Source organism: Bacillus sp. 22483, from assembly GCF_052044605.1.
Lineage (GTDB): Bacteria > Bacillota > Bacilli > Bacillales > Bacillaceae > Bacillus > Bacillus altitudinis.
Genome location: NZ_JBQENU010000006.1, coordinates 61,694 through 83,206, shown reverse-complemented (window position 1 = coordinate 83,206; position 21,513 = coordinate 61,694). Strand labels below are relative to the sequence as shown.

Here is a 21,513-nt window from a genome sequence, read left to right as displayed (position 1 = left end):
AAAACATACAGATGATCTTTTATCTTCCGGTTTCTCTTTTGACCTCATGGGTCATTGCCCCGTCTTCATCCCACTTTACAGCACGGTAGATGGCATCATGATAAAACAAGTACCATGCATTGTTTTCTTCGGCGAATGCCTGCCATTTTTGCTTCGCCGGGATCGAGATCATTGGATAATCATCGTATGCCAACACCCAAAGCGGGTTTTTATGAGCGTGTGTCGGCATGATATCCGCTAAATGAATAGCTGTTTCTCCCTGACTTGTGAGCGTTAAGATGCTATGCCCCTCGCTATGTCCACCTGTATGATGCAGGCGAATGCCTTCTGTTACTTCAATGTTATCTTCAAATGTCATGACTTGATCGGCAACAGGCTCCCAGTTTTCTTTCCAATATGTATTTCTTGAGCGGATGTTCGGCGCTCTCATTTCGTCCCATTCAATTTTGGACGTGATGATTTTTGCCTGCTGAAAAACAGACACGAGCTCATCGCCTTCACGTTTTGTCAGCCCGCTTGCATGATCAAAATGCAAATGAGTCATTAAGACGTAATCTATATCAGATGGGCGCAAACCGAGAGCCGCAAGTGATTCTTCTATTTTCGTTTCCTCTGTGACGCCATAATTGCGTTTTTGTTTCTCTGTCAGCTTCCCTGACCCGATGCCAGAATCTACTAACAGATGAAGACCGTTCCAACGTATGAGCATTGGATCACACCGTAATTCAATTTGATTTCGATCATTCACAGGGTATTTTTTTGACCATAATGGTTTTGGCACCACGCCAAACATGGCACCACCATCCATGTGTGTATCTCCCCCATTTAACCAGAACAGTTCCATTTCACCTATTTTCATTGTCTCCATTGCTGTCATCCCTCCTTTTTCTATCGTAGCAAATACAAAGGAAAATCGCATGTGCTAATCTTTTCATCAAAAAAGCTGACCGCAATCGTTCGTTGCAGCCAGCTTTGTTCGCTTTTTATTCAGGGAATTTTACTTCTGATCGATAGATCGGTTGTCCCATGGAAGAGAATTTCTCTTCATATTCTGTCATGACATTTCCTTCGAGACCATCCTCATGTAAATCAAGGCTCACATACGTTAAAAGGAGTCCGTAAGACGAAAAGCTTTTCAAGGAATATTCAAATAGTCCTCGGTTATCGGTTTTGAAATGTAATTCACCGCCTGGACGGAGGATCTGTTCATATCGCTTTAAAAAAGCTTTAAATGTCAATCTCCGTTTTTCATGCCTTGATTTTGGCCACGGATCAGAGAAGTTTAAATACACCCGATCAATCTCATTTTCCGCAAAGACATCTGTCAGTGTCTCTGCGTTGATGTTTAGAAGCTTTACGTTTTCTACATCTGTTTCTTTGATTTTATCGACTGCCGTCACAATGACACTTTTAAATAATTCAATGCCGATATAGTTCATCTCAGGATGAAGCTTGCCCATTCCGGCAATAAAGCTCCCTTTTCCTGTACCGACTTCGATATGGATTGGATGATCATTTTCAAACAGCTCATGCCATTTCCCTTTGTATTGTTCAGGGTTGGCTAAAGCAATATGAGCATTTTCAGCTAAATAATCATCCGCCCACGGTTTATGTCGCATTCTCAATTTGATACACCTCTATTTTCTTTACATTTTATCAAGATACCATGAAACATAAAGAGCCGCAAGACAGCATCTTATCCGCACATATGAAAAAGACCAGCTGCTAATTGGGCTGGTCTGCTTCATGTATAAATTCAAAGCTGAATGCACAGTTTAACCACATAAATGACACGCCTTGAAAGGAGCATACTTATGGGATTAAACCGCCAACATCAGCTTCAATTAATCAAAGATATTTTAACTGATCACCAGCTGGATTGCTGCGGGACTGTTGCAGAATATGAACAGGTGGGACGCGTGATTCAATTAATGCTGGCAAAAGAAGATTTGGATGCTGACGTTCGTCAGCTACTAACAGATATTTATGATTACAGCCAAAAAGGTACCTCTGTCAGTTCAATTGATGCACATATCGAAGCGCATCAATCGCATCTATCTGACTGGGTCGAGAACATTCCACTGTCTTAATGGATGTTTAACCGTTTTAAGAGTGCATGTAGCTCGGCTTGCACTTCTTTTTGCGCCTTTTCATTTCCTTTTCTTTTATGCCAAACGACAAACGAGACGGTTTCAGCCATCACATACCATGCCATGCGTTTTCGCAAGTTGTCGGTCAGCGGAGCACCATACATAGAGAGCCAGCTTTCCCAGTTCTCTTCTTCAACATAATGGTATAAGAGCGGTCCAAGATCAATCGCTGGATCTGCAATCATTGCCCCGTCCCAATCAATTAAATAGAGCTGATTTTCATCTGTCAGCAGCCAATTATTATGGTTGAGGTCACAATGGCATACGACCTTATCCTCGAAATGAACTGCCTCCACATGTTTCTCTAAATACTGGATAGCACGCGTGATATCATGTGAGTCAATCTGCTCTTTTAAGATCGATGCCTTGAGATGCATCAAGATCGATGCCGGGTCAAGCGAGTGCTTTTCTAATCGTTTCAGCATATCGAGCAGCTCTTTTGATGTATGAATTTTTCTTAGCTGCTCCGCTACAGGACGGTCATTCATGTCCTTTGGCTTCAGCTCTCTGCCGCTCAGCCAGTGCTGCGCAGTAATGACATCCCCATTTTCCATCCGTTTTGTCCAGACAAGCTTCGGCACAATGCCTTCAGCTGACAAAACCGCAAGAAACGGTGACGTATTGCGTTTTAAAAATAGCTTTTGGTCATTGTGTGTTGCGAAGTACGCATCTCCCGTAGCGCCTCCAGCAGGAGAGATGTGCCATTCGCTACCTAATATTTGTCCCAACCAGTTCATATCAATTTTCAACCCATCATTTCTTAAAATATTTTAAATCATGCTTTTTTAGTCGACAAAATTCAGCCGATTGAGATCAATTGGCTGTTTATTTTTTATTTATATGATCATAAAAACAAAAAGGACAGCTATTGAGAATGAGATGCTAAACAATAGCCGTCCTATAGATTTTATCGCTACCTTCTTATACTCGTCAAGCAAAACTAGAAAAACAGGACAAGAACCTTATGAAAAGGGAAGTCTTTTTTCATGTTTCTTTTGCTCGTGCGCACACTGGCTGCTTCTTAGCCACGTAATTTTAACGATCGATCACTAGCCTTAACAAACACTGGAGTGGCGCCAATCACTTCTCCATCGGCATGAAATAGGATTTTTTCATCTGCCTCCAAGTAGGCTTCTTCATGCTGAAAAAGGGTGACTCCCTCCATTACAAGGTGCTTTTTAAAAACCATTGCACTTAAAAATAAGAGGACTTTTAATGGATTCAAATCCGTGACAACGATTGTTTGAAATCCTGATTGCCTCGCACTTGCTTCCGGCGCTGCTTCCAGCCCGCCTCCATAATATGGGTGATTACATACGATCACAAACCACACTTGGCGAAAAACTTTTCTCTCATTTTCAATAAAAAGAGCAAGGTCAAACGGTTTGAAAGACCATAACGAATGTAGAAAGGACAGCGGATAGATGATAAATCCGAGTTTGAGTCGGTTGAGCCACTTTTTCCCTCTAAAATGGACCGTTCTCTTCAAGACATGCGCATCAAAACCAACACCAATATGATTGAGAAAAAGAACAGATTGCGGACTTTCTGCATGATCTTGAAAGGAACCGAGAGAAAATGTTTTCGTCAGCATCCTCTTTTGTTTTCTCACTTCTTTGATCACATCATGACGCTGGATGCCCAGCCCCTTCGCAGCATCATTCCAATGACCTGCTGGGACAAAGCTTAGCTGCACATGATCAATTTCTTTTAAACCATTCAGTACTTCATGAAATGTGCCGTCACCGCCAATGACGATCAGCCGTTTCAATCTGTCGTCTTGCATAGCGCTAATCTGTCTCGCCAAAACTTCGGCATGTCCTTCATGCTGGGTAAGAAACGATCTGTATGAGATCTCTACCTTTTGTAATTCTTTCTCTATGCTTCTCCAAGTGCGGAGTCCTTTTCCTTGTCCTGCTGCTGGATTGACGATAAAGTACCATTCATTCATATATTAGCTCCACTCAGGTCTCATTTTTTGGTGACCTTGATATGCCTTTAATCGAGCCATTCCTGCCTTCTTTTGCTGTCTGATTCACCATAAGCGAGCAATGCCTTTGTCGCTTTGAATTGCTGGTGCTTTGTCGGCGCCGTGTTTTTCCGCTGCTTGTCAAACCAATCCTCCGCTTTCTTCTTATCGACAACCTCCATCCCGAATGGAACTTCGGGCAAATCAATATACGAGGTGCGGCTGATGAGTATTTTTTTCACAGGAAGCTCTACACCACTTTGCTGTAAAATTTTTGACACAACAGTTCCAGAGCGAAGAAGGCTTGCACAAGGGTTTAAAACGGATTGAACAGCTTTTCCCGTCGCCCGCTTTTCCCAAAAACGTTCCTTCGATCCAATATATACGCTGTCTGGCTCTGCTTCTAAGAAAGATAAACAGATGACTTCAAGCGGTGTAATGAGCACTGGACACAATTCCATCTCAGCTTTTTGAATGAGCAGCACCGGCTTGTACATCACAAAATAAGAATCTGGCAGCTGCCTTGCAAGCATCCGCAGCTTTTCATCATATCGAATGTGGTGAGAGACAGTTGAAATATGAGAGATCGTCGAGCTGGCCCATTTTAATTGAACATCGTAAAGATGATCCTTAAAAAAGTGAATCAGCTTCGTTTCATCGGTAGGAACGTTTGTAAAAACACCTTGTTCTATATCTGTTGGCTCGTTAAAAAGACTCAGGTCCCGTTCCTTTTTCATATCGGCTTCTTTTTGCTTTCTTTTTAAGGAGAATTTCTTTCTCTTTTCTTCCTCTTGCTCAGGTGCTTGCTTGGTGGCTTGGTCAGCCTGCTTTTGCACCTGCTCTTTTGAAGCCTTTTTTAACTCGTCCCACCTTTGTTTTTTCAACCGAATAAACTGATTGATGTAATGATGCGGGTCTTGTTCATATCGTGATATATAATCTTGGATTTTAATAATTTGCGCCATCTGCTGCTCACTCCAACCTCTAGAATCATTTATGTAGTGTAAATTGTTTGATCGCGTGATAACGTGGGGTTTCTTTTAGACGAATTTCAAATAAAGCGATACTAGAAACCTCCATCGAATATGGTTCTTTCCGTAAGGGCGCTTGTTCTATATAGGACTGTTCTCTATTCCATTTGCGCGCAATCGTCATATGTGGATGAAAGGGTCTTTTTTCGACAGGATGACCTGCTGTCAAAACGGCTGTTTTTACCTTTTCTCTTAGATCCATCAAAGGCTTACTTTCACTAGGCTTTGCAAAAAAGACTCTCGGCCGCTCCTTTTGACCAAATACCCCTATCTCATTCAGCTTCAGCGGGAAAGCAGACACCTCATGAGACAGCTGTTCAAGCAGCTCAGATATCTTATTTAAACGGTCCTCTGGAATCGCGCCTAAAAACACAAGGGTGACATGATAATCAATGGGTGCTGTCCATTTTTGAAAGGAAAGTCCGCTCCTCTTGTCTATATCCGCTTTCAATTGATACGCGAGTTGTTCAGGGATTGGAATCCCGATAAAATAATGACGGCTTTCGGCCATATTTTCACCTGTCCTTTTTAACAAACTTTACGAATCCCCATTGATGATAGTATAACTAAAGTAATGCGGAATGAGAAGAAAGGGTGTCACATGATGAAGGTTGCACAAAATATAGCTGAATTAATAGGTCATACACCACTTGTAAAATTACAGCGCCTTCAGCCAAAACATGGCGCTGCTATTTATTTAAAACTGGAATCATTTAATCCTAGCGGAAGTGTAAAAGATCGGGCTGCTTACAATATGATCCTTGAGGCAGAAAAACAAGGAAAGCTCACAAAAGGGGCAACGATTATTGAACCAACGAGCGGGAATACAGGAATTGGCTTAGCGATGAACGCTGCTGCAAGAGGCTACAAAGCCATTCTGATCATGCCTGATACGATGACCCAAGAAAGAATCAATATTCTAAAGGCATACGGCGCACAGGTCGTTTTAACCCCAGGGGAGGAAAAAATGCCAGGCTGTATTCGCAAGGCAGAAGAATTAGCTGCTCAAATTCCTAACAGCTTTATTCCCATGCAATTTGACAACGGTGCGAACCCCGATGCTCATAGAGGGACAACGGCTGTAGAAATTATCGATGCAGTGCAACAGATCGGGCAGCCGCTTGCCGCTTTTGTCGCAACTGCTGGAACGGGCGGAACCATTACAGGCACTGGAGAGGAACTCAAAAAAGCATTCCCGGAATTGACGATACATGTGGCAGAGCCAAAGGGGTCTCCTGTTTTATCAGGCGGGAAACCTGGCAAACATAAGCTTGTTGGCACAAGTCCAGGATTTATCCCACATATTTTAAACGAACAGGTGTATGATGAGATTGTGCAAGTGAGTGATGAAGATGCTTACGACATCACACGAAAACTCGCCCGTCTTGAAGGTATTTTAGTCGGTCCATCATCTGGTGCGGCATGCTATGCAGCGATTGAAGCATCCAAGCAAATGCCAAAGGATCACATTGTCATTTGTATGACAGCAGACACGGGTGAACGTTATTTATCGAGTGATGTGTTTCAAGATTAAAAAAGGAACAGGGCGTATGCTCCTGTTCCTTTTTCTTCGTTTCATATGAACAACTCCTACAAGACCGTCTTGACCTCAGTCTGTTCGCCTGTCACAAGTAAAACTTGTTCATCAGTGAGCGGGCATAAAGAGAGCGTATTTTGATCTTTCTCTATGATGTGCTGCGCGGCTTCACCTAAATAAGGATTGTTTATATGCGGTACCGGATAGCTGCTGATCTCATTGAATCCTTCAAAGGAAGATAATTCTAGCGCTTTCTCCTGATCATCCATCAGTGAGATGTATTCAATGCTTGGCGCCATGATAATACTCCCCGCGGATTCTCCGATATACAGCTTGCCTTTTCCGATCTCTTCTTTCAATACACGATCGAGTCTATGCTTTCTTAATTCTTGCAGCAAATAAAAAGTATTGCCGCCAGATACATAAATGACATCATTCTTTCCAATGATCTGTGTGATCTCCTGAACCGTTTGCTCGGGCAGCTGAACAGTCTCTACACTCATTTCTAATTGATGAAAGGCTTCTTTTGCTGCATCGACATAGTGCGTGACTTCTTCCACTTCACTGGCTGCCGGAATGAATGTCACACTTTTTCCTTTTAAGGTGTCACCTGCAAAGTCAGATAAGAGAGAATAGCTGTCTTTGAATGAAGAGCATAAGAACATTTTTTTCACGGTGAATCCCCTCTTCTCTTTTCTTTCTTATTTCGCCAATTCATACATGGCTTGTGCATATAGCGCAGTTGCTCTTAGTAAATCATCGATTTCGATATATTCATCCTTTTGATGTGCGCAATCAGGTCTTCCTGGGAATAGAGGACCAAAGGCAACACCTGCTTCTAATGACCTTGCATACGTTCCTCCCCCAATTGCAATAAGGTGAGCAGGATCTCCCGTTTGTTCTTCGTATACCTTCTGTAATGTTTTCACAAGTGGATGGTCTTTTGAGACGTGATGAGGTGGACTGTCATCAAATTTCTCAATCACTGCCCCTTTTATTCGTTCAATCCCTTTTTTGACTTCCTCACCGTCCGCAGTTACGGGATAGCGGACATTCAGCCCAAGCTTCGCTTCTTCGTTTTGCGAATAGCGGATTGTGCCAACATTCAAGGTCAAGTCACCACTAATATCATCCTTACAAGCGATGCCGAGTTTTTGTCCTCTTGTGTCTTGATCAAATAAAGCATTTATTTGTGATGTAAATGCGAGCCCTCTTTCATCTAATTCATGCTCACATAAGAAATTCGCCATATGAATGCCCGCATTTGTGCCATTCGCCGGCTCCATTGCATGAACTGATACACCTTTTAATGTGAATGTCAGTCCATCTGCTGTATGGTTTGCCTCACCGGTTAACTGATTTTCCGCAAGATAGGCTGTAAAAGCCGTTTTTAATGCTTCAGCATCGTGATCATTTGCTGCTGCCACAATTGCGCGAGCCTCATCTGGGACCATATTGAGACGCATGCCTGATGTGAATTGCTTGAGGATGTAACGCTTGTTTTCTTCTGATTGTTCGTATGTAAAGGATACGATGGCATCTATGATCCCTTTTTCAGCATGAATAATTGGAAAATCAGCATCTGGTGCAAACCCAATTTGTGGCATCGCCTCATGCTTGAAATAGTGATCGACGCAGCGCCAATCGCTTTCTTCATCTGTGCCAATGATGATTCGAATCTTTTTCGACAGCGGCAGACCGGCATCTTTTAACATTTTCAATGCGTAAAACGCCGCCATGGTCGGCCCTTTATCATCAATGGCTCCTCTTGCAAAGATTTTATTTTCTCTTATGTCCGCTGAAAATGGCGGGGTTGTCCAGTCGTCTCCCGCAGGCACGACATCCACATGGCATAGCACACCGACGATATCTTCGCCTTCTCCATATTCAATATGACCAGCATAACCATCAACATTTTTCACTTTGAAGCCCTCGTCCTGCCCTTTTTTGAGCATATACTGAAGAGCCTCATCCACTTTTTCACCGAACGGTTTTCCTGCTATGCCGCCTTCTTCATCCAAGACACTTTCAATTTGTAAAAAAGATTGTGTATCCTGAATCAAACTGTCTTTTTTTCGTATGACTTCTGCTTCCCAATTCATTTTTCCATTCCTCCTTGAAAAAAGGTTGCAATCCACCCTTAAAACGAATATTATATTAAGTGTTTTGTAATAATGTTCGTAAATGGAGGATTTTATGTTTCAGTTAAAAGAGAACCAAACCAATATAAAGAAAGAATTACTCGCTGGTATGACGACATTCTTTACGATGGTATATATTGTAGCCGTCAATCCAGGAATCCTTTCAGATGCAGGCATTCCTTTTGACCAAGTCTTTACTGCAACCATTATCGCTGCTGTTGTCGGTACCCTCTGGATGGCACTCTTTGCAAACTATCCGATTGCCATTGCACCAGGTATGGGGCTGAATGTCTATTTCACCGTCACTGTTGTCGGTGGTGGGAGTCTCAGCTATCAAACAGCATTTAGTGCGGTATTTGTTGCTGGAATACTCTTTATCATTTTATCGTTAACATCCCTTAGAAAACAACTCATTGAGGCGATTCCAGATAATTTAAAGTACGGGATTACAGCAGGTATCGGACTATTTATTGCATTCATTGGGCTAAGACAGTCTGGAATCATCACTGCTGATCCACAAAACCTTGTGAAGCTTGGCAATTTAAGTTCACCTGTTGTCATTTTGACACTCGTTGGTTTAATGATTTCTGTCATATTAATGGTTCTTCAAGTGAATGGAGCGCTGTTTATCGGCATGTTAGCAACCACGTTAATTGCGCTTGCAACAGGTCAGCTTCATTTTCCTAAAGTGCTAGTGGATACCCCAGCACTCCCTGAAGGAATGCTGATTACAAATCCATTCGCTGCGTTTGGCGATGTATTTTCCCATCACTTGTATGCTGTTGTCTTCTCCTTTTTACTTGTGACGATTTTTGATACAACAGGAACAATGATCGGGGTTGCGGAACAAGCAGGTTTAATGAAAAATGGTCAGCTCCCAAAAGTACGCAGAGCCTTACTTGCTGACTCTGCTGCGACAACAATTGGCTCAATGTTTGGAACAAGCCCAACCACAGCTTACATTGAATCCTCATCAGGAGTGGCTGCTGGCGGAAGAACTGGACTGACCTCTTTAACCGTTGCTGCATTGTTTATTGTGGCTTTGTTTTTTGGTCCGCTCGTTCAAGCCATTTCGTCTTTGCCGTCCATCACTTCACCTGTCTTAATCATTGTCGGCTGTTTGATGATGAATTCAGTGTCACGTATTCGCTGGAATGAGCTTGACGAAGCATTTCCTGCTTTTCTTGTGATTCTTTCCATGCCGCTGACATCTAGCATCTCTACAGGAATTTCACTAGGATTTATTTCATATCCACTTGTGAAGCTGGCAAAAGGAAAATGGAAAGAAGTGCATATTCTTGTGCTCATTTTCGCCGTCTTATTTTTCATGCAGCTCTTTTTCTTAGAAGGATAACCAAAATAAAAAGACACATTTCTCATTTGAATGTGTCTTTTTTGTATGAATGATTTTTTATTTTGTAAATTTTCTGTGTTTATTTTTTGATCTTTCTTAAGTGGCAATTTTCTTTATATGCCTTGTGTTTATTGGGTTGTAACCGGATTCAAATCATGATATATAACATATTTCAATTCATGAAGACAAGTTTAAAAACACGTAAAGTTGACTTTTTGGTGGAACTAGATGCATAATAACGTGTATAATAGAATAAAACATTAAGAAACACGAACATTTACCATTGTTGCATGTCCTTATTTCGCAGTTTTAGTGTAGTAAGTTGTGGTTAGTCAAGTCCATCCGATCTTATTGATAGGGAGTGGTTTTTTGAAACCTTCAACAAACCGTATGATGACTCGAATAAAATCAGTTTATATGTTCATTCAAGAGAAAGGTCTTGTGACGACACAAGAGCTGGTTGATGAATTCGGGATCACACCTAGAACCATCCAAAGAGACTTAAACGTGCTTGCCTATAACGATCTTGTTCATAGTCCAAGCAGAGGCAAATGGGAAACAACGAGAAAAAAAGTAAAAATATCATCATAAGCGAATAATGAACTTCCATATAACAAAAAGAACCGGCGGATGCCGGTTCTTTTCTTTTTCTCTATATTAATCACGATTGATTAAGCTGTCTAACTCTTCTTCCGTCAATTCACGGTATTCTCCGGGGGCCAAATCTTCGTCTAATGAAACAGCTCCCATCGAGAGCCGTTTTAAAAAGATCACTTCATTGCCCACTGCTTGTGCCATCAGCTTCACTTGATGGTACTTCCCTTCAGTAATCGTTAAACGGATTCGTGTATCTGCCTCTTGGTTGGCATCTACTTCAACCTTCGCCGGCTTCGTTCGGTAGTCGTCTAAAATCACAACTCCCTCTTCAAGACGAGTGATGTCTTGATCTCCAAGCGGGTATTTTAGATGAACTTCATACGTTTTCGGGACATGCTTTTTCGGAGATAACAATTGATGAGCAAGCTGGCCGTCATTTGTAAGGAGGAGGAGACCGACTGTATCCTTATCCAGTCTCCCCACAGGGAATGGCTCCCTTGCCATATCCTCTGGCTCTAGTAAATCAACAACCGTCTCATCTCGCAGATCCTCCGTTGCTGAAATGACACCGTCTGGCTTGTTCATCATGAGATAAATGAATTCTTTATACTCTACACGCTCTCCATGCACGAGCACTTCATCATTTGTTGGATCGACATGATCTTTCACCTGCTTCGCCACTTCTCCATTCACTGTGACGGCCCGGGCCTTGACCAGCTTCTTTACATCTTTCCTTGAACCAAAGCCGGTATTGGCCAGCAATTTATCAAGCCTCATGCTTCTCCACCTCTTCTTAACTCTTTTTTCTTAAAAATGACGGCATACGGCTGCCAAGTACACGCTCTAACAATCCAACTTTATAAGATAAGAACATATACACACCGCCGCCAGTAATCATTGAAATCAAAATAACAATACCAGCTTGTATGATTCCGCCTTCATATGAAATGACTTGACTCACAAGCTGACATGTCACATAAGCCACTACAGCCATGATTGCCGTTAAAATACCAATTAAAATAAACCGTTTGAAAATCCTTCGGAACGAATAGCCTGCATGGCGCTTGATCATGATGAACATATACAAAATCGAGGCACTGTAGCCTAATGCCGTTGCAAGCACAGAACCGTTACCTTGCAGCCAGCTAATCAGTGGGATATTGAGGACCGTTTTAATGATAATCCCTAACAAAAGACTGACGATCGCAAATTTTTGTTTGTTAATCCCTTGTAAAATCGCTGCGTTAATGGTGAATAAAGAAAACAGTAATGCAACAGGTGCATACCAAAACAAAATAGAAGTCCCAATCTCAGGATGCACAGACGGATAGAAAAACCAATAAACTGGTCCAGCCAATGCCGAGATACCAAATGAAGCAGGCAGAACGAAGAATAAAATGACCTGCATCGTTTGATCAATTTGTCGATTCAGTAGCTTGTAATTTCGCGCTGTAAAGGATTCCGTTATGGTTGGAATCAATGTTAAACCAAATGCAGTTGCAAGTGACACAGGAATCATGACAAGCTTCGGTAAATATAACGTCACAATAGACAGAACCGCTGTACTAATATCCTGATGTCCTGATGCAATCATCGCTCTGTTAATTGTATTTGTATCAATATAAGAATAAATCGGAATGGCAAGCCCAACAAACACATAGGGTGCTGCATAACTGAACAGCTCTGTAAACATTTGCTTATAAGATAATCCAGAATAGTCCCCTGTATTCGGCTGCATTGCCAAAAGCCGATCTTTCCGCTTCAGCCAATATAAATAAAGCGTAAATAGACCGCCAAACGCACCAATGAGTGCGGCAAATGTGGCATAACCAACCGCAATAACAAGACCGCCGTCAAGCACTTTTAAAATGATAAACGTCGCTGTTAATAGGAAGATGATTCTGACAAGTTGTTCGATGACTTGGGAAACAGCTGTCGGGCCCATCATCGAGTGCCCTTGGAAAAACCCTCGCACAAGACTCATAATGGGTACAACCAATAGACCCAAACTGACCATCCGAATCACATAAACCACTTGATCGACCGTCAAACCGCCCGTTTCATTCGATCCTCCAAGCTGAATCTTGGCAAAGATCGGTGCGGTCAAATATAAAATAGAAAAGGCGATAATACCGGTGACAAGCATGACCGACATACCCGCCCTGAACATTTTTCTTGTTGTCTCATAATCGCCGATTGCATTATATTTAGAGACGAATTTCGATACCGCTGTTGGAAAGCCGAGCGTAGCAATACTTAAAAAGATCGTATACTGATTGTATCCATATTGGAATAGCGCACCACCAGTCGCTCCGACCATTGCGCTAAATGGAATTAAGTAAATCATACCAAGAATACGAGAGAGATAAGTCCCTATCGTTAAAACCAACGTACCACGAAGCAGTTTATTAGACATGCGCTTAACCACCATTTTTCTAATGAATATTCAACTTAACTATTTTAACACATCATTTCATCGCACAGGTAACAAATCCAATACAGAAGTCACAAAACCAATCAATTCATATTTCAGCCTTCCCCAATCTTCGTTATAATAGAGAAATGACTGAAAGTAGAAAGAGGAATGTAACATGAAACATTATGATGTCATTGTCATTGGCGGTGGACCTTCTGGACTGATGGCCGCGATTGCATCGGCAGAACACGGTGCATCGGTTCTGTTAATTGACAAAGGAAACAAACTTGGCAGAAAGCTCGCCATTTCTGGCGGTGGACGCTGCAATGTGACCAATCGCCTTCCAGTAGAAGAAATTATCAAGCATATTCCCGGAAACGGCCGTTTTCTATATAGTGCATTTTCTGAGTTCAATAACGAGGATATTATCTCGTTCTTTGAAAATCTAGGTATTGAACTAAAAGAAGAAGACCATGGACGTATGTTCCCTGTCTCAAACAAAGCACAATCTGTTGTGGATGCCCTATTAGATAGGCTTCGCGTGCTCAATGTGACCATTCGAACGAATGAAAAGATTAAAACCGTTCTGTATCAAGACGGACAAGCAGCTGGAATTGTTACAAATAATGATGAAAAAATTTCAAGTCATGCCGTTGTCATTGCTGTTGGCGGGAAAAGTGTGCCTCATACAGGCTCTACTGGCGATGGCTATGCATGGGCAGAAGCCGCTGGCCATACCATTACAGAGCTCTTCCCAACAGAAGTACCCGTCACGTCAGACGAGCGTTTTATTAAGGACAAAGTGCTTCAAGGTCTTTCATTAAGAAGTGTGGCCGTGAGTGTTTTAAATAAAAAAGGAAAACCCGTCGTCACTCATGTCATGGATATGATCTTTACACACTTTGGCTTATCAGGTCCTGCCGTTCTGAGATGCAGCGGCTTTGTTGTGAAAGAACTGAAAAAGCAACAGGCCGTCCGTCTTCAAATTGATTTATACCCAAAGCTCAATGACGAGGAGCTATTCCAAAAGCTTCATCGTGATCTAAAAGATGAACCAAAAAAAGCCATTAAAAATGTCCTGAAATCTTGGATGCAAGAGCGCTATTTATTGTTCCTTTTAGAACGAAATGGCATTGATCCGCAGGAGACATTTTCTGGTCTCGCTAAAGAGAAACTCCGCGCTTTTGCGCATGATTGTAAACATTTCATCGTCCATGCAAATGGGACGCTTTCTTTAGATAAAGCCTTTGTTACAGGGGGCGGCGTTTCTGTCAAAGAAATTGAACCGAAGAAAATGGCATCTAAAAAAATGGCCGGTCTTTATTTCTGCGGAGAAATTTTAGATATTCACGGTTACACAGGCGGTTACAATATTACGTCAGCACTTGTGACAGGCAGGTTAGCTGGCATGAATGCCGCACTAGAAGTAAAGGAGAGATCTCAATGATTAGACGTGCACTTCCGATTGTCCTTGCAGTTGTCATTAGTTTGACAGCCGCTTTCTTTATGAAGCTGTCCATTACCCCGTTAAAAATCGCCATTATTTTAGCGTTTACGATTTTCGCTGTTTGTTTAAAAGAATATGTCTACCGTCTGCGCAAACGAATTGAAGAAAAGTCATCTTCACATATCGATGGTTGATAAATGGAAGCAAAACATGTTACGGTAAAATAGAGGTCGAGTGAGAAACTCGCCTCTTTTTGTTTGAAAATAGTTGAGACAGGGGATATTAAACAAAATCCTCTGCTTAAACGTGTAGAACAACAGGAGAGTGAGATGGTGTGAAAAACGTATCAAGTGTATTTTGGATTGTGATTGCAATCACATTTATTGCCGTTCTATGGGGAGCCTTTTCTCCAGAATCACTGCAAAATGTGACAGATCAAATTCAAACATACATTACAAATGACTTTGGCTGGTATTATTTATTAGTCGTATCGCTTCTAGTCGGCTTTTGTCTATTCTTTATCTTTAGCCCTATCGGAAAAATTACGTTAGGAAAGCCAGGTGAAGAGCCTGAATTTGGTCTTTTTTCTTGGTTTGCCATGCTATTTAGTGCTGGAATGGGTATTGGGCTTGTTTTTTACGGAGCAGCTGAACCGATCAGTCATTATGCGATTCAATCACCAACGGGTGACACTGAAACTGCACAAGCCTTCCGTGATTCCCTTCGTTATACTTTTTTCCACTGGGGACTTCATGCATGGGCGATCTATGCCATTGTTGCGCTTTGCATTGCATACTTTAAATTTAGAAAAGATGCGCCTGGCTTAATCAGTGCAACACTGCAGCCAGTTTTAGGAGATAAAACGCACGGATGGATCGGAAAAACCATCGATTGTATTGCTGTGTTTGCGACAGTTGTTGGTGTTGCAACGAGCTTAGGATTAGGCGCAGCACAAATCAATGGTGGATTGGATTATCTATTTAACATTCCAAATGCCTTTAGCACACAATTGATTATTATCATCATTGTGACGGTGCTCTTCCTTGCATCTGCTCTTAGCGGTATTGGTAAAGGGATTAAATATTTAAGTAATATCAACATGGTATTAGCAGCTGTTCTGATGTTTTTCTTACTTTTGGTAGGTCCAACAGTTTATATTTTAAATTCATTTACTGACTCTATTGGACAATACTTATCCAACATCGTTCAAATGAGCTTTCGCTTATCTCCAAATGACCCTGAAAAGAGAGAATGGATTAACGGATGGACGATCTTTTATTGGGCATGGTGGATCTCTTGGGCACCATTTGTCGGGATCTTTATTGCACGTGTATCACGTGGACGAACCATTCGAGAGTTTTTAGTTGGTGTGTTAGTTGCTCCATCTATCCTTGTATTTCTTTGGTTCTCTATTTTCGGTGTTTCTGCGATGGACTTACAGCAAAAGAATATTGTCGATGTTGCAGGCCTTTCTACGGAAACCATGCTATTTGGAGTACTAAATGAATATCCGCTGGCAATGATCACATCGATTCTAGCTCTTATTTTAATTGCGGTATTCTTTATCACATCAGCAGACTCAGCTACATTCGTTCTCGGAATGCAGACAACCTATGGATCATTAAATCCAGCGAATAGTGTAAAGATCAGCTGGGGTATTATCCAGTCAGCAGTTGCGGCAGTGCTCTTATTTTCAGGCGGTCTTGAAGCCTTACAAAACACAGCCAAACTTGCTGCTTTACCGTTCTCTGTTGTCATCATTTTAATGATTGTATCTCTGTACAAATCATTAAATGAAGAACGAAGAGCGATTAAACAAGCAAATAAGTACAATAAACCAAGAAGTCCAAGAGTAAAAAAAGCATAATCATCACAAGAGAAAAGTCGTTCCTCATCCGAACGGCTTTTTTTCTCGTTGAAATAATTGAAGATTGTCATGACATCGCGTATTCCGATAAAATAGTGTTGAATCATCACTTTTCTACATAATGGAGGTTTATATGACGTTACCTACGTTCAAGTACAACCCAGACCCAGTTTCATTACATGTAATTAAAAAAGAGCAGACGATATGCCCCGTTTGTGAGAAAGAACGAGATTATGTATATCATGGTCCTTTTTATTCTGTTGAAGACGTTTCTGGCATTTGTCCTTGGTGCATTAAAGATGGATCAGCTGCTCAAACATATAATGGAATGTTTCAAGACGATGTGAGTTGTGATGACGTTGATCATGAAGAATATATAGATGAACTGATCTACAGAACGCCGGGTTACCGCGGATGGCAGCAGGAATATTGGTTAAGCCATTGCGGCGATTTTTGCGCGATTGTGCAGTATGTTGGATGGAAAGAAATTGAACATTTAGAGGAAGAACTCTCAGAGGATATTGAAGAGATTTGCAGTGGTGGACATTTCACAAAAGAGAACCTGAAACAATGGCTCGTGAACGGAGGAGACTTGCAAGGCTATCTCTTTCAATGCGTTCACTGCAAAAAGCATCGTTTACATATTGACGCTAGTTGATCATGGCAAAAGGACCTTTCAGCAGGTCCTTTTATTTTTTATATAAAATGAGCGCTGAAAAACAGTAGAGCTGCTCTCCTCCTTGCTCACATATCACCGCCACATTGTATTTAATGTCAATAATTTGGTCGTCGTCCATTCCTTTTAAAAAAAGATTGATTTCGCTTTGCAAATCTTTCTCATGTTCTTCATCAAATACAGCTACCTTCAGCACATATGTCACTCTCCCTTCTCTTGCTACTCTATTTTTATGCAAATAGAGACGGACATATGAACAAAAAAAGCCTTCCATCTTGTCGATGAAAGGACTTCTTTTTACAGCTTCGGTTTTGTTTCTCCTGTCCATGCAAGCATGCCGCCAACGACATTGGTTGCTTGATAGCCTTGGTCTTCTAAGAAATAGCAGACATTCTCACTGCGTTTACCAGAACGGCAAATAATATAATACTCTTGCGTCTTATCAAACGCATCTAGCTTCTCAGGAATATCGCCCATTCGAATATGGACTGCCTCTGGAATCATGCCTTCTGCTACCTCTTCATCCTCACGCACATCGACGAGTTGAATGGCTTCTTCTTGCTCTAGCTTTTGCTTTAATTCTTCTATTGAAATTTCTTTTACAGACACGACTCTCATCTCTCCTTTTAATCACGGTGACACCATTATAGCAAATCATACACGTCACTGCGTATTCACCCGCTTGGATTGAAGGAAAGACGGGAATCGTTTCTTCACATCAACTGCCGGCTGTTCGCTTTCAAACTCTATCTTTTTAAACACTTGATAGGCTAGCCACATGTGGCCATATGCGAGAATGCTGATGCTAAAAAACGGCACGATCCCTGGCAAATAAGCAAATAGGATAAAGAGAATAGCCGAGAAAACGAGCATAGAGAGCGTATATTGCAAATACGAGATGCCAAGCAGAAGGGAAAATTTCAAATAAAGACGCTTTTTCCAATCATAATGAGCCAGCAGCGGAAAGATATAAAACAAGCTGACAATAAACAGAAAACCAAAGATATAGATCGCAAAGCGAAGCACGTGTAAAAACCAACTCGTTGGATAAATATAAGCAAGGTCTACATAAATAATCGTCCCGATGGTGACCAGCACCACTCCAATGACATTAGAGCGTACAAATTCTTCGCGGTATACTTTCCAAAAGGTTTGAAAGACGCTGACTTGCTCATGCCCTTGTATCCACTTTCTCATCACAGAAAATAACGCTGTTGTTGCAGGCATGAAGCCAAAGATTCCAAGCCCAAGTAAAGTGAACAAAAGCCATAACAAATTCGTATAGGCGAGTCTCATCACCCACTCACACATACGCAGCATTCTGCTCATTGATCCATCATGATCCATCTCTCGTCCCTCCTCTCTTTCTCGTTACACCGTCTCTTTTTGAAACAATTCTTCTATTTCAATCGGGCGTTTTTCTGCAACTGAGCGCCACATGCCTTCGCCAAGTGCAATGGAATAAGCACCCGCCTCTGCTCCTGCTGAAATGTCATAAGGAATGAGCGGATCTTTTCCTAAAAATAAATCTGCTAATAATAGCGGATCTCCACCTCCATGACCACCTGATTGCTTCACAACTTCAATCGTTTCTTTTCCACCAAACATCGGGTAGTATGCAATTGTCTGTTCAGGGAATTGAAAAGGGATTCTCGATGGCACATGAAACTCATTTGTTTCAATCCGTCCCTTCGTCCCGTTAATCGCAAGCCGGTAGCCTTCATATGGCGCTGAAAATTGAATCGAGTAACTTAACAAAGCCCCCTGATCATAAGCCACTGACGCCACGTATGTATCCTCAATATCAATTTCTTGATCAAAAATACAGGCATCCGGGCGATAATTCGAGTATTGCTTTGACTGCTGCTCACCTGATTCAATATGGTCATCCTCCACCTTTGAACGCTCTACCCGCGGATTCCACCTTGCTTCATAATGACAGGTATCTCTTACATGACAGGTTCCGCAATATCGATTCCCTTCACCCTGCAAAGGATTCCAAGGACTTTCATTCCCATAATAATTCAGTGCGCCATAGGCAAATACTTGCTTCGGCTTTTGATCAATCCACCAGTTGACCAAGTCAAAATGATGGGTCGATTTATGAATAGACAGACCGCCTGAATATTGACGCGAGCGGTTCCACCTTTTGAAATAACTCGCTCCATGATACGTATCAATGAGCCAGCTTAACTCAACAGACGTGACCCTTCCAATCTTTCCATCTAAAATGAGCTCTTTTATCTTTCGGTGGAATGGATTGTAGCGATAATTAAAGGTGACGGTGACCTTCCCTTTGCTTTCTGCCTCTTTTTCCATCACCTGTTTGGCGTCTTTTGCTGTTGTGACCATCGGCTTTTCCGTTATGACATCCAGATCATGATCCAGTGCCTGCAGGATATATGTGACATGTGTATCATCTCGCCCCGCCACAATGACGATATCTGGTCTTGCTTCCTTCACCATCTGATCAAATGCATCCTCATGAAAAAATGAGACGCCCCTTAGTGATGGAAAACGCTCCTGACACAGTGTATACCGCTTCTCATCTACATCTAAGAGCCCTGTAATCCTGTAATGCTCATTGAAATCCTCGGTGAGCGGTTTGATAAACATATTGAAAGCACGGTGACTGAGCCCGCAAACGGCGACCCTTTTCACATTCCCCCACCCCTTTTTCTATTGGTTTTCACGAAGCTGCTTCATGAGAGACAGTGCCTCTTTAGATTTCTCCGCATACACAGGAATGAAGGCGACCATATCTCGGTGTAATCGAAAGGTATAGCCGTTTAGCTGCTTCGTTCCTTTCTTGATTTGGACCGCATAATCGACTGTATTTCCCGTCTTTGCATCTTCTACCGTATATGGTCCTGCCCCTTCGCCATCTATTCGCATCTCTTCAAGCAGCTGAAAGCTTTCAGGATCATCATATGTTCTAAACATTTCTTCCGGGACAAACATCACGTCCCCCTCTTTTGCAGTAATTTCAACAAGAAGTTTTTCAGGAATTGCAGGGAAGATGTGAACGTCGTATGTCTCCTGATTTGGCTGAAAAGCCTTCTCCACTAATTGATCTTTCATTCCCTTTGACATGTCAGAAAAAATAAGGACATCAATTCCCTCTGTCTTCCCCTGACAGGCTGACAAATAAAAGGCAGCGATGAAACTTAAGAGCCATGCCGCAGCCCTTTGATGCCGCCTCATACCTTTTGAAACACAGACAGCTTTTCTAGTTCAGTTAACGCCATAATAAAAGCGCCTGCTCCATGCAAATCATTCGTGCTCCGCTCTCTGCCAACGTAATAATCATAAAAACCCGCAGATGTTCCAATACAAATGTCGTTCACCGTAAAATCGCCGTTGTCTTTTTCCTCCGTTTTATACTGAATCAACCCTTGATACGCTTTGACCACGTGATCAACATATCGAAGACTGACATATCCTTCATTCATGGCTTTTGCCATCGCATACATGAATAGACATGACCCTGAGCTTTCAAGCCAGTTGTCGCTATGACTTCCTTTATCAATGATCTGATGCCATAGACCTGTTTCGTCGTCCTGATACTTTGCTACACTTTCCAGCATATCTGTCAGTGTGTCCTTCCACAATTTTCGTCCTTCATGACCTTCTGGCAAATCTTCGATCATATCGGCTAACGCAAGGACATACCAGCCAAAGGATCTTGCCCAAAATTCTGGGGAACAGCCCGTCTGTTGATCAGCCCATGGCATCACTTTCCGTTCATCCCATGCGTGATAGTAAAGACCCGTTTTGTCATCTTTGGTATGCTTTCTCATGAGATGCTCTTGATGGATGACCATGTCCACCAGCTCCGATTCTCCTGTCAACTGGGCATACTTTAAAGCAAAAGGCCCACCCATATAAAGACCATCTAGCCACATTTGATAGGCATAATTGTCTTTATGCCAAAATCCGCCCTCAGACGTGCGATTCAGCGTCAGGTAAAGCCCCCGAAGCTTTTCTGCTGCCTTCACATACCGCTTCTCTCCCGTTCTTTCAATCAGCGGGAATAAAATGAGCCCTGCTTGAATGGCATCAAGCTCGTCTCTGCGGAATAACAGATTCCCATGGTCATCAATGAGTGAGTCTGCATAATTTTTCACATAATCAAAGTACGCCTCGTTTTCTGTTGCTTCGTAAAGCTTCATCACTCCGCAAAGGAAAACCCCTTGATGATAGTGCCACCTTCCAGCTGGCGGAAGTTCAATCGGTGTATACGCTTTCATTATTGTTTGTGCTAATTTCTCTGCATGCTCAAGCGGTGATCCCTTTTCAATCGATAATGTCATTGGTCTTCATCTCCC

General features: G+C 42.1%; 24 protein-coding genes. 8 read left to right on the top strand and 16 right to left on the bottom strand.

Features of this window, described 5'->3' with window-relative positions:
- Positions 1 to 19: 19 nt before the first annotated feature.
- Both ACTJJQ_RS10920 and trmB read right to left on the bottom strand, forming a co-directional pair.
- Positions 20 to 868, bottom strand: coding sequence for a YtnP family quorum-quenching lactonase (locus tag ACTJJQ_RS10920; protein WP_048001429.1), 849 nt, complete (start codon positions 866 to 868; stop codon positions 20 to 22).
- A gap of 115 nt (positions 869 to 983) precedes the next feature.
- Entirely contained in the window at positions 984 to 1,625 is a 642-nt protein-coding gene (gene trmB / locus ACTJJQ_RS10915; protein WP_236810021.1) for a tRNA (guanosine(46)-N7)-methyltransferase TrmB, read from the bottom strand.
- Between the two features lie 189 nt (positions 1,626 to 1,814).
- On the opposite strand from trmB, the gene ACTJJQ_RS10910 reads away from it, so the two are divergent.
- Positions 1,815 to 2,090, top strand: coding sequence for a YtzH-like family protein (locus ACTJJQ_RS10910; RefSeq protein ID WP_024719286.1), 276 nt, complete (start codon positions 1,815 to 1,817; stop codon positions 2,088 to 2,090).
- Here the strand turns inward: ACTJJQ_RS10910 and ACTJJQ_RS10905 are convergent.
- The 4 genes from ACTJJQ_RS10905 to thpR form a co-directional block, all read right to left on the bottom strand.
- Positions 2,087 to 2,887, bottom strand: a complete 801-nt coding sequence (locus tag ACTJJQ_RS10905) for a phosphotransferase family protein (protein ID WP_284565153.1) — start codon at positions 2,885 to 2,887, stop codon at positions 2,087 to 2,089. The two genes, ACTJJQ_RS10910 and ACTJJQ_RS10905, sit on opposite strands and share 4 nt — an antisense overlap.
- A gap of 284 nt (positions 2,888 to 3,171) precedes the next feature.
- Positions 3,172 to 4,101: a YegS/Rv2252/BmrU family lipid kinase gene (locus ACTJJQ_RS10900; RefSeq protein ID WP_039168406.1), complete on the bottom strand. Its 930-nt coding sequence runs from the start codon at positions 4,099 to 4,101 to the stop codon at positions 3,172 to 3,174.
- A gap of 47 nt (positions 4,102 to 4,148) precedes the next feature.
- The gene (locus ACTJJQ_RS10895; protein ID WP_281215942.1) at positions 4,149 to 5,084 is read right to left on the bottom strand and encodes a hypothetical protein; all 936 of its coding nucleotides are present in this window, start codon (positions 5,082 to 5,084) and stop codon (positions 4,149 to 4,151) included.
- Between the two features lie 25 nt (positions 5,085 to 5,109).
- Positions 5,110 to 5,661 carry an RNA 2',3'-cyclic phosphodiesterase gene (gene thpR, locus ACTJJQ_RS10890; protein ID WP_317329507.1) on the bottom strand — a complete coding sequence of 184 codons (552 nt, stop codon included), beginning with the start codon at positions 5,659 to 5,661 and terminating at the stop codon, positions 5,110 to 5,112.
- A 93-nt stretch (positions 5,662 to 5,754) separates the two neighbouring features.
- Between thpR and cysK the strand changes: the two genes are divergently transcribed.
- Positions 5,755 to 6,684: a cysteine synthase A gene (gene cysK, locus ACTJJQ_RS10885; RefSeq protein ID WP_440600200.1), complete on the top strand. Its 930-nt coding sequence runs from the start codon at positions 5,755 to 5,757 to the stop codon at positions 6,682 to 6,684.
- A gap of 56 nt (positions 6,685 to 6,740) precedes the next feature.
- Here the strand turns inward: cysK and ACTJJQ_RS10880 are convergent, their stop codons facing one another.
- Positions 6,741 to 7,361 (bottom strand): Type 1 glutamine amidotransferase-like domain-containing protein, encoded by a 621-nt coding sequence (locus ACTJJQ_RS10880; protein ID WP_317327812.1) that lies wholly within the window; start codon positions 7,359 to 7,361, stop codon positions 6,741 to 6,743.
- 27 nt (positions 7,362 to 7,388) lie between these two features.
- A complete protein-coding gene (pepV, locus tag ACTJJQ_RS10875) occupies positions 7,389 to 8,789 on the bottom strand; it encodes a dipeptidase PepV (protein WP_440600199.1) in 1,401 nt (466 codons plus the stop codon).
- A gap of 94 nt (positions 8,790 to 8,883) precedes the next feature.
- Here pepV and ACTJJQ_RS10870 point away from each other — a divergent pair, with 94 nt between their 5' ends.
- Both ACTJJQ_RS10870 and ACTJJQ_RS10865 read left to right on the top strand, forming a co-directional pair.
- A complete protein-coding gene (locus ACTJJQ_RS10870; RefSeq protein WP_243824423.1) occupies positions 8,884 to 10,182 on the top strand; it encodes an NCS2 family permease in 1,299 nt (432 codons plus the stop codon).
- A 369-nt stretch (positions 10,183 to 10,551) separates the two neighbouring features.
- The gene (locus ACTJJQ_RS10865; protein WP_008356419.1) at positions 10,552 to 10,773 is read left to right on the top strand and encodes a DeoR family transcriptional regulator; all 222 of its coding nucleotides are present in this window, start codon (positions 10,552 to 10,554) and stop codon (positions 10,771 to 10,773) included.
- 66 nt (positions 10,774 to 10,839) lie between these two features.
- Here ACTJJQ_RS10865 and ACTJJQ_RS10860 read toward each other — a convergent pair whose 3' ends face one another.
- Together ACTJJQ_RS10860 and ACTJJQ_RS10855 are read right to left on the bottom strand one after the other, a co-directional pair.
- Positions 10,840 to 11,556, bottom strand: a complete 717-nt coding sequence (locus ACTJJQ_RS10860) for a pseudouridine synthase (RefSeq protein WP_025207823.1) — start codon at positions 11,554 to 11,556, stop codon at positions 10,840 to 10,842.
- Between the two features lie 16 nt (positions 11,557 to 11,572).
- Complete coding sequence (locus ACTJJQ_RS10855) at positions 11,573 to 13,195, bottom strand: putative polysaccharide biosynthesis protein (protein ID WP_017358331.1); 1,623 nt, start codon at positions 13,193 to 13,195, stop codon at positions 11,573 to 11,575.
- Between the two features lie 175 nt (positions 13,196 to 13,370).
- Here ACTJJQ_RS10855 and ACTJJQ_RS10850 point away from each other — a divergent pair, with 175 nt between their 5' ends.
- The 4 genes from ACTJJQ_RS10850 (at position 13,371) to ACTJJQ_RS10835 (ending at position 17,167) form a co-directional block, all read left to right on the top strand.
- Positions 13,371 to 14,642 (top strand): NAD(P)/FAD-dependent oxidoreductase, encoded by a 1,272-nt coding sequence (locus tag ACTJJQ_RS10850; protein WP_048002545.1) that lies wholly within the window; start codon positions 13,371 to 13,373, stop codon positions 14,640 to 14,642.
- The gene (locus ACTJJQ_RS10845; RefSeq protein ID WP_008343027.1) at positions 14,639 to 14,836 is read left to right on the top strand and encodes a hypothetical protein; all 198 of its coding nucleotides are present in this window, start codon (positions 14,639 to 14,641) and stop codon (positions 14,834 to 14,836) included. The genes ACTJJQ_RS10850 and ACTJJQ_RS10845 overlap by 4 nt, the downstream gene beginning before the upstream one ends.
- A 140-nt stretch (positions 14,837 to 14,976) precedes the next feature.
- Positions 14,977 to 16,509 (top strand): glycine betaine transporter OpuD, encoded by a 1,533-nt coding sequence (gene opuD, locus ACTJJQ_RS10840; RefSeq protein WP_017358333.1) that lies wholly within the window; start codon positions 14,977 to 14,979, stop codon positions 16,507 to 16,509.
- Between the two features lie 133 nt (positions 16,510 to 16,642).
- Positions 16,643 to 17,167 (top strand): CbrC family protein, encoded by a 525-nt coding sequence (locus ACTJJQ_RS10835; RefSeq protein ID WP_017358334.1) that lies wholly within the window; start codon positions 16,643 to 16,645, stop codon positions 17,165 to 17,167.
- Positions 17,168 to 17,198: 31 nt separating this feature from the next.
- Here the strand turns inward: ACTJJQ_RS10835 and ACTJJQ_RS10830 are convergent, their stop codons facing one another.
- From ACTJJQ_RS10830 to ACTJJQ_RS10805, 6 genes are all read right to left on the bottom strand, one after another.
- Positions 17,199 to 17,381 (bottom strand): sporulation protein Cse60, encoded by a 183-nt coding sequence (locus ACTJJQ_RS10830; protein ID WP_003217582.1) that lies wholly within the window; start codon positions 17,379 to 17,381, stop codon positions 17,199 to 17,201.
- Between the two features lie 101 nt (positions 17,382 to 17,482).
- Positions 17,483 to 17,794 (bottom strand): rhodanese-like domain-containing protein, encoded by a 312-nt coding sequence (locus ACTJJQ_RS10825; RefSeq protein ID WP_017358336.1) that lies wholly within the window; start codon positions 17,792 to 17,794, stop codon positions 17,483 to 17,485.
- 54 nt (positions 17,795 to 17,848) lie between these two features.
- Positions 17,849 to 18,532, bottom strand: coding sequence for a YesL family protein (locus ACTJJQ_RS10820; RefSeq protein WP_046527550.1), 684 nt, complete (start codon positions 18,530 to 18,532; stop codon positions 17,849 to 17,851).
- A 24-nt stretch (positions 18,533 to 18,556) separates the two neighbouring features.
- Positions 18,557 to 19,846: a Gfo/Idh/MocA family protein gene (locus ACTJJQ_RS10815; RefSeq protein WP_350390197.1), complete on the bottom strand. Its 1,290-nt coding sequence runs from the start codon at positions 19,844 to 19,846 to the stop codon at positions 18,557 to 18,559.
- Positions 19,847 to 19,864: 18 nt separating this feature from the next.
- Complete coding sequence (locus tag ACTJJQ_RS10810) at positions 19,865 to 20,389, bottom strand: lipoprotein YteS (protein ID WP_350390198.1); 525 nt, start codon at positions 20,387 to 20,389, stop codon at positions 19,865 to 19,867.
- Positions 20,386 to 21,498: a glycoside hydrolase family 88/105 protein gene (locus tag ACTJJQ_RS10805; RefSeq protein WP_377836847.1), complete on the bottom strand. Its 1,113-nt coding sequence runs from the start codon at positions 21,496 to 21,498 to the stop codon at positions 20,386 to 20,388. Before ACTJJQ_RS10805 ends, ACTJJQ_RS10810 begins: the two co-directional genes overlap by 4 nt.
- Positions 21,499 to 21,513 lie beyond the last annotated feature (15 nt).

Excerpts from the sequence above, each read along its gene's own strand:
- pepV (WP_440600199.1), bottom strand. The coding sequence starts at position 8,789 with ATGAATTGGGAAGCAGAAGTCATACGAAAAAAAGACAGTTTGATTCAG.
- ACTJJQ_RS10870 (WP_243824423.1), top strand. The coding sequence starts at position 8,884 with ATGTTTCAGTTAAAAGAGAACCAAACCAATATAAAGAAAGAATTACTC.
- ACTJJQ_RS10845 (WP_008343027.1), top strand. The coding sequence starts at position 14,639 with ATGATTAGACGTGCACTTCCGATTGTCCTTGCAGTTGTCATTAGTTTG.
- ACTJJQ_RS10850 (WP_048002545.1), top strand. The coding sequence starts at position 13,371 with ATGAAACATTATGATGTCATTGTCATTGGCGGTGGACCTTCTGGACTG.
- cysK (WP_440600200.1), top strand. The coding sequence starts at position 5,755 with ATGAAGGTTGCACAAAATATAGCTGAATTAATAGGTCATACACCACTT.
- ACTJJQ_RS10810 (WP_350390198.1), bottom strand. The coding sequence starts at position 20,389 with ATGAGGCGGCATCAAAGGGCTGCGGCATGGCTCTTAAGTTTCATCGCT.
- ACTJJQ_RS10835 (WP_017358334.1), top strand. The coding sequence starts at position 16,643 with ATGACGTTACCTACGTTCAAGTACAACCCAGACCCAGTTTCATTACAT.
- ACTJJQ_RS10860 (WP_025207823.1), bottom strand. The coding sequence starts at position 11,556 with ATGAGGCTTGATAAATTGCTGGCCAATACCGGCTTTGGTTCAAGGAAA.
- ACTJJQ_RS10855 (WP_017358331.1), bottom strand. The coding sequence starts at position 13,195 with ATGTCTAATAAACTGCTTCGTGGTACGTTGGTTTTAACGATAGGGACT.
- ACTJJQ_RS10820 (WP_046527550.1), bottom strand. The coding sequence starts at position 18,532 with ATGGATCATGATGGATCAATGAGCAGAATGCTGCGTATGTGTGAGTGG.
- ACTJJQ_RS10895 (WP_281215942.1), bottom strand. The coding sequence starts at position 5,084 with ATGGCGCAAATTATTAAAATCCAAGATTATATATCACGATATGAACAA.
- thpR (WP_317329507.1), bottom strand. The coding sequence starts at position 5,661 with ATGGCCGAAAGCCGTCATTATTTTATCGGGATTCCAATCCCTGAACAA.
- ACTJJQ_RS10920 (WP_048001429.1), bottom strand. The coding sequence starts at position 868 with ATGGAGACAATGAAAATAGGTGAAATGGAACTGTTCTGGTTAAATGGG.
- ACTJJQ_RS10905 (WP_284565153.1), bottom strand. The coding sequence starts at position 2,887 with ATGAACTGGTTGGGACAAATATTAGGTAGCGAATGGCACATCTCTCCT.
- ACTJJQ_RS10900 (WP_039168406.1), bottom strand. The coding sequence starts at position 4,101 with ATGAATGAATGGTACTTTATCGTCAATCCAGCAGCAGGACAAGGAAAA.
- ACTJJQ_RS10910 (WP_024719286.1), top strand. The coding sequence starts at position 1,815 with ATGGGATTAAACCGCCAACATCAGCTTCAATTAATCAAAGATATTTTA.
- ACTJJQ_RS10805 (WP_377836847.1), bottom strand. The coding sequence starts at position 21,498 with ATGACATTATCGATTGAAAAGGGATCACCGCTTGAGCATGCAGAGAAA.